Origin of the sequence: Anabaenopsis arnoldii (assembly GCF_028331025.1) — a bacterium.
Classification (GTDB): domain Bacteria; phylum Cyanobacteriota; class Cyanobacteriia; order Cyanobacteriales; family Nostocaceae; genus Anabaenopsis; species Anabaenopsis arnoldii.
Map to the genome: position 1 here is coordinate 1 of NZ_JAQMUH010000041.1, position 6,693 is coordinate 6,693.

The 6,693-nt window shown below is 40.1% G+C and carries 4 protein-coding genes; 1 reads left to right on the forward strand and 3 read right to left on the reverse strand.

Going from position 1 to position 6,693, the window contains the following annotated elements:
• The 3 genes from PN457_RS03370 to PN457_RS03380 all read right to left on the reverse strand — a co-directional run.
• Nucleotides 1-1,781 (reverse strand): CHASE2 domain-containing protein (locus PN457_RS03370; RefSeq protein ID WP_271731329.1); only part of this gene is annotated, 1,781 nt, incomplete at its 3' end.
• An 18-nt stretch (nucleotides 1,782-1,799) separates the two neighbouring features.
• Nucleotides 1,800-2,990 (reverse strand): DUF1822 family protein, encoded by a 1,191-nt coding sequence (locus tag PN457_RS03375; protein ID WP_271731330.1) that lies wholly within the window; start codon nucleotides 2,988-2,990, stop codon nucleotides 1,800-1,802.
• A gap of 34 nt (nucleotides 2,991-3,024) precedes the next feature.
• Complete coding sequence (locus tag PN457_RS03380; protein ID WP_271731331.1) at nucleotides 3,025-4,212, reverse strand: sigma-70 family RNA polymerase sigma factor; 1,188 nt, start codon at nucleotides 4,210-4,212, stop codon at nucleotides 3,025-3,027.
• Between the two features lie 577 nt (nucleotides 4,213-4,789).
• On the opposite strand from PN457_RS03380, the gene PN457_RS03385 reads away from it, so the two are divergent.
• Nucleotides 4,790-6,541, forward strand: coding sequence for a ShlB/FhaC/HecB family hemolysin secretion/activation protein (locus PN457_RS03385; RefSeq protein ID WP_417006590.1), 1,752 nt, complete (start codon nucleotides 4,790-4,792; stop codon nucleotides 6,539-6,541).
• The last annotated feature ends 152 nt before the right edge of the window (nucleotides 6,542-6,693 follow it).

Genomic DNA, 6,693 nt, shown 5'->3' on the forward strand with positions numbered 1-6,693 from the left:
ATATAATTCTTATTTAAATTATTAATTTGAATATTTTCGTGAAATAAATAACGAGCCGCCAGTTGAAAACTTAATGAATAATTGGTTTGACAAGCAGATGAAGGTTCTTGCGCCATCATGAGAATTTGCCGCCGAACGATATAGTCAGAATCTTCAATTCCATCGGTAAAACCTTGACGTTCTACAGGTACTTGTTCGGGTGGTTTTACACCTTCAGGGTCAAATTTATGATCTTTACCTTTGCAAACGACAACAACTGTATCTGCTTTTAGTTCATCAACCAGGTCTTTCTGGTTTGGTTGTTTAGGGTCTTGAGAATCTCGATAAAGATCCAGTCCAATTACTCGCGGTTGATATTGTTGTAATTTGTGCAGTAACTCAGCTAACTTATAATCTGGGATTGATTTCGTGCCGCGGACAATCTCTTGTTGGTAAGATTGGATATCTTTTTCGGTAATTTCCACAACTAGTAACCTTGCATCTTGCTCTTCTTTTGGTCGCAGTCGCAGCATTTGGTCTAAAGTTTGCAGTTCTGCTGTCTGAAGAGTTCCTAAATATCTCAAAGCTAGAGTTGAGAAGGCAATGATTACACTCATCAAAAGTACAGTCCATAAGTTGCACTTTCGAGTCAAAATTTTGCTGCTTAAAGAACTAATATCTAGAGATTTATTTTTATTATTATTATAACTTCCACAAATTTCTTGCCAAGTTACCGGCAAAGTGGTAGGATTTTGACAAATTACAGGCAACCAACTGGCACAGGGAAAGTCATTTTCTAAGCCTTGCAATCTTTCCCGGGCTTCTCTCACAGCCGCATATAATGACTTACCCCCAGCAAAAGCAAAAAGAAATTTTTTCAAAAACTCTTGCGCTACTAAATCTGGTATGGGTTCGCGCATAACAATCATTTGCGGAATATTCAAATCCGCTAAATTCCGCGCTAAACCAATGCCATCACAGGAATTAAAAATTGCTAGTTTTAAACCGTGTATAATTGCCTTCCTCAGTGCATTTTTTAACTGAGGAATGGTTAAACTATCTGTCTGATTAATCTCAATTTGCCCTATTTCTCCATCTGCAAGACTAGCACTATGTCCTGCAAAAAACAGAATATCCCAATTCTGATTCCACAGTTGCTCATCCAGTTCTCTGCGGTTTGGTTCTACCAGAAACTTGACTTGGGTATCTGCTAAACCTTCAAGCCCAGCACGGTCTTTTTCAATATCGATACCAACACTATTACCTAAAACCGCCAAAATTTTGACTTGACCTGTGGGGTGTTTTTGTGATATTAGAGTATTTGTATATTCTGGATTACTTAAAGCTAATTCAGCCCGGGGATAATCCTCAAAAAAATCCCACAAATGCCAAGGTAGTCGATGCAGCAGGGGAATATTTGTTTCAAAAATCACTCTAATTTCATCATGAGGATTAAGTAAAGTCCGCAACTGCCTTTCAACTTTCTGAAATGACTCAGATTTGAGCCAAGCATTAATATTTCTTTGTAGTTGCTGACATACATCATCAAAGTCATTTACAGAAATATTAGTAACACCTTGCTCATCTACTTTGATCCTTTGATTATTGCCCAAACAATAGTGTAAGGCTTCATAGAGCGATCGCCATTTGTGATAAATATTGGGAAGCTCTGGTACTGCTGGCAAACTACCGATAAACTTTACAGGTACTAATTGGTTAGTATCCCAAAACTGAGCAGTAACTACAGCAAACCCTTGCTTAAAGTCACCTCCTAACAAACTGAAAACTAATAATTTGCTCATAGACTAATTTTCGGCTAATTAAACCACAAAATTTTCTATTATTTGCCAATCGTCACCAGAAATTTGGATACTAAAACATTCTCCCACCTCTCCATGAAAACGCGGCAATTGCACGTAGTTATCTTGTCCTCGACTTTGTACTTGATAAATTACTTCGGCTGATTCTGTAAGCAAAGCCAATTTTATATTAGCAGGTAGATAAGTTTCTCCATTAGCAGGATGTAATTGCACGCGAATACTAATTTCTGGGGTTGCTTCTGGTGAGAGAGCAATTAGTAACACCAGTTGTTCAGATTTTAGCTGCATTCCCAAGTCAATTAATTTGGCTCGTTTAACACCAGCACTTGCTAACCCAGAACCACTCCTAAAACTAAAAGCTAAACTTTGAGAATTTGTGCCAAAAAATGCTTCAATGGTTTGCCATGAGCCGTCGTAAATACCTGTCAGCCAATTACTCAGATTAACTTGTTTCCCGGAAAACTGTAACTCTTGTCTTGGTTGTCGCTGTTGATATAAACGCCACCGCCACTGTTGATTTTCTAGTAACGCTCCCCAGGTGATAAATGGTACTGATAATCTAGGAAAAGCTACAGCAGGATTTCCTAAACGCTGGCACAGATTTTCAGCTTGCGTAGCGGATAATTCTCCCAGAGGAGCTATAGCAGTTTTCATCTCTTCGGTGGAGAATTGGTAAGTCATCCAAAAAGCATTGAGGTCTTTAGTTAAATCTTGGGTATCCATACAATAAGTTCTATCTACAGGGTCATAATTAGCCAATGATTTAAGTTCTTGATGGGTTGTATAGCCCCAAAATCTCACGCAGTTATCTTCTGTTTTCACTTGCACTGCTATATAATAGTCTGCTGCCCAGTTGGGAATATCTACCCATTCTTGAGGTACTTCTAACTCACCATCATCTATTGCCTCACTGGGAATTAAGGCCACTCGCTTGTGTCCTAGTAAAACTACAGTACCATTGACAAACTCCCAAAAACCTGAAACGCCAGGTATACATTCCCAGGCAGTAGCTTCAGGAACATAATCTACTTGTATCCAATTTAAAAATACATCTAAGCATATTTGATTAATATAGGCGCGCCAACGACTGCTAGGTGTGCCATAAACTTGGCTGTTTCGCCAACACTGCTCTTGAAGTGCTGGTGAAATTTCTAACTCCCATTCTCTGGGATCGGCAAATACATAACTCATTTTTAATGCTTTTTTATTAAAAGTGATTTTGAAATTAGATTGGGTGATCATTACTTCTGAGCCATTCCTCCAAAAGATTGGTCATATCTTTTATTTGGTTGGAAGTTATAGAAATATTCAATGTCTCCCGACTCCAGTTGATTAAGGCTGCTAACAAGGATTCTCTGGCTTTAATCAAGCGGCGAGAAACCGTAGGTTGGCTAATCTGTAATTTTTTAATAATATCCTGTTGAGTCAGTCCCTGTTGGTAGTAGAGTTTAAGTATTTCTTGGGTTTGGGCATTAGATACCTGTAAAGCTTTTGACAAGACAGATTTCATTTGAGAAAGTTGATTTTGGCGGTTTTGCGCATCCTCTTGGGCTAGGATATCAGCAATTAATGAGTCTGAGGAGGGGTCTGGTAAATCCAAGGTGATGTTAGAGCCATCTTCCGATTTGAGTGCATCTAGAGAATCCACTGGTGGATAGAGATAAGCGCGCAGGTAGGTAGCAGTACGAGTTATAATCTGTTCAATTGTGTTTGCACTGCATTGTGGAATCTGTTGACTTAATTGGTTTAGTCGTTCCCTGTTGTAGAGATTGGCGACATCTTCCCAAAGTTGGCGATTTGGTTCTGGTAATTTACTATTAGCTCCCACCTGGTTTGGGACATAAAGTTCTTTAAAACAACACCAAACTAAACGATGTTGGGCAATTATGGCTGGTGATAATCCAGCTTGTGATAGAGATGCTAATACCTGCTTTTTGCTCACTTTGCGTAACAATGCCCAATTAGTGCAGCTATCCGCTTCCTTGCGTTGCCGTAAAATATCTTTTAGCCGAGTGGGAATTGCTATTTGAGCATAGGCTTGTAAATTACTGCTAATTTCAGGTTTAAAGCCTTTGAGGATATTTTCTACCTCAGCATTTGCCAGCTGGAAGTAGTCAGCTAGACTATATTGATTGATGGCAAATTTAGCAACAGTCTTGTGAGCCGCCCAATAACATTGTTCTTGTAAATAAGCAGACAAGTGCCTCTTGGCAAGAATATGGGATTGGTTCTGCCAGTGTTTGTGCCAATAAATTGCCCAAAAGTTTTTGGCATTCGATGCTTCTGGGGTTTCATTTAAGCATTTTTTGATGCTACGCTCCAAGTTGGGATCTGTTAACCATTTGTGGAATCTACCTGCATCCAACTGGGCGAATGTTGAGAATAATTCCGTAATATCTTGGCGATAACGCATATACTCATTAAAAATAAACTTTTTTTAGCGAAAAAATGTTGATTTTATGAAAATTTGGCAACTTATACTAGTTTATCTGAATCAGGAGATCCGCGCAAGCTGTCATACTTGTGTATTTAGCAACACAACATACACCAAGAAAATGGTAATCCAAAAGCAATTGAGGAAGTACGGGGAAGGGAATATTATCGTTTTTGCGCAACTAAGCAAAGTATTTACCAGCAACTCAATCACACAGTCGCTTAAGTCGCTTGATTCGCCTTTTAGTCATAGTTCGTGGACGTTTTTAGTCAAAATATCTATTTTTAGGCTAAGAGGATGTTTGATAAGTTTTCAACAGGTAATTTTGATCTTAGGGAACAGGGAACAGGGAACAGGGAACAGGGAACACCGAAGGATTAGGGAACACACAAACAACAATCAAATCCAGTCCCCTCTCCTTACAAGGGGAGGGTTAGGGTGGGGTAAAACAATATTTGATACACTAATCATGACTTGACAAACATCCTCTTAGCTGTACCACTGTGCTCAACAACATTCTCATAACATGATGTATCAATGCCGAAAAAAGCTAAAAATGTCTTGGTATATCCTAAGTATTTTTGTTTTAATAAATAGTATTAATAATCATCCTTCATTGGCTCAAACTGTTGAAAATACACAAATATCAAATGGTAATTTCAGCCGATCGCAACAATTACCGCCCCCCCAAGATATTCAACCCCCCGCCCCATCTCCCCTAGAAACACCCCAACCACTCCAACCATTACCACCACCAGCAGAACTACTCCCACCCTCTTTTCCAGATACCCAATCTCAGCCACCTACACTAGAGGATGTTCCGCAAACTATTACGGTTCAAAAGTTTGATGTAGTGGGTAGTACAGTATTTAGCCCAGAAGAGTTAGCCAAGGTTACCGCTGAATTTACTAATAGACCAATTACTTTAACTGAACTGTTTCAAGCTCGCGACCAAATCACTGAATTATATCTTAACCAGGGTTACATTACTTCCGGTGCATATATTCCACCGCAAGCAATTAATTCGGGTGTGATTAAAATTCAGGTGCTTGAAGGTAAATTAGAAGATATCCAAATTAGTGGTACGCGCCGACTCAACCCCAATTATGTCCGTAGTCGTTTAGCATTAGCGACATCAGCACCCCTAAATCGAGATAAGTTACTAGAAGCACTACAACTACTGCAACTTAATCCTTTGATTGAAAACTTGTCCGCTGAATTGTCAGCAGGACTAAGTCCAGGCACAAATTTGTTAGAAGTACAAGTGAGGGAAGCAAAATCTTTTAGTAGCGAAGTAGCCTTAGATAATGGTCGATCTCCGAGTGTGGGTAGTTTTCGCCGTCGCCTTCAACTCAAAGAAGCTAACTTACTGGGTGTGGGAGATAGTTTGAGTTTAGCTTATGCTAATAACGATGGTAGCAACAGTTTTGATAGTAGCTACACCTTACCTCTCAATCCCCGCAATGCTACAATCAGCTTTAATTTCGGCACATCATCTAGTAATGTGATTGAAGAACCATTTAATATTCTTGATATTCAATCTTCATCTGGTTACTATGAGGTGACTGTTCGTCAACCCCTCATACAAACCCAGGGGGGGGAGTTAGCTTTGGGATTGACGGCTTCACGGCGAGAAAGTGAAGCTACTTATATTGAGGGAGAACGTTTACCTTTTCCTTCCTTGGGTGCTGATGACCAGGGGCGCACACGCATATCTGCGTTACGGTTTTTTCAAGAATGGACAACTCGTAATAGCCGCCAAGTGATTGCGGTGCGATCGCAATTTAATCTGGGTATAGGCGCGTTTAATGCTACTATTAATAGTGATGCTCCTGATAGTCGGTTTTTTTCCTGGCAAGGACAAGCCCAATGGGCGCGCCTGTTAGCACCAGAGACTTTATTGATTGTGCGTGCTAATACTCAAATAGCATCTATAAGCTTGCTACCTTTAGAACAGTTTGGTATAGGTGGTATAGATAGTGTGCGGGGTTATCGCCAAGATTTTCTGTTAGCAGATAATGGTGCTGTAGTTGGGGCGGAAGTCCAAATCCCAGTGGTGCGGTTATCCCAGTCAAGAGGAGTATTGCAGGTGATACCTTTTATTGATTTTGGGGTAGGTTGGAATAATTCTGGCAGGAATCCTGACTCTAACACATTAGCAGCCGTGGGTTTAGGTTGGCGCTGGTCACAAGGCGATCGCTTCACTGCACGTCTTGACTGGGGTATTCCTCTTGTATCTGTTGACTCCCCAGACAGAACATGGCAAGAGAACGGATTATATTTTTCTGTATTTTATCATCCTTTCTAATTTTTACTATTCCAGGACTTACGCAACTGGCACAAATAGGGAGCGGAGGGAGCCGCGCCACGGGACAATTTCAATTAAACCAAGCACATAGGAATACTTGGGCGTTTGAGTTGCTGTATTAAATAATTAGACAGCAAATTATGCTTGATTTG

Coding starts and splice junctions, on each gene's coding strand:
- PN457_RS03380 (WP_271731331.1), bottom strand. CDS start 4,212: ATGCGTTATCGCCAAGATATTACGGAATTATTCTCAACATTCGCCCAG.
- PN457_RS03385 (WP_417006590.1), top strand. CDS start 4,790: ATGTCTTGGTATATCCTAAGTATTTTTGTTTTAATAAATAGTATTAAT.
- PN457_RS03375 (WP_271731330.1), bottom strand. CDS start 2,990: ATGAGTTATGTATTTGCCGATCCCAGAGAATGGGAGTTAGAAATTTCA.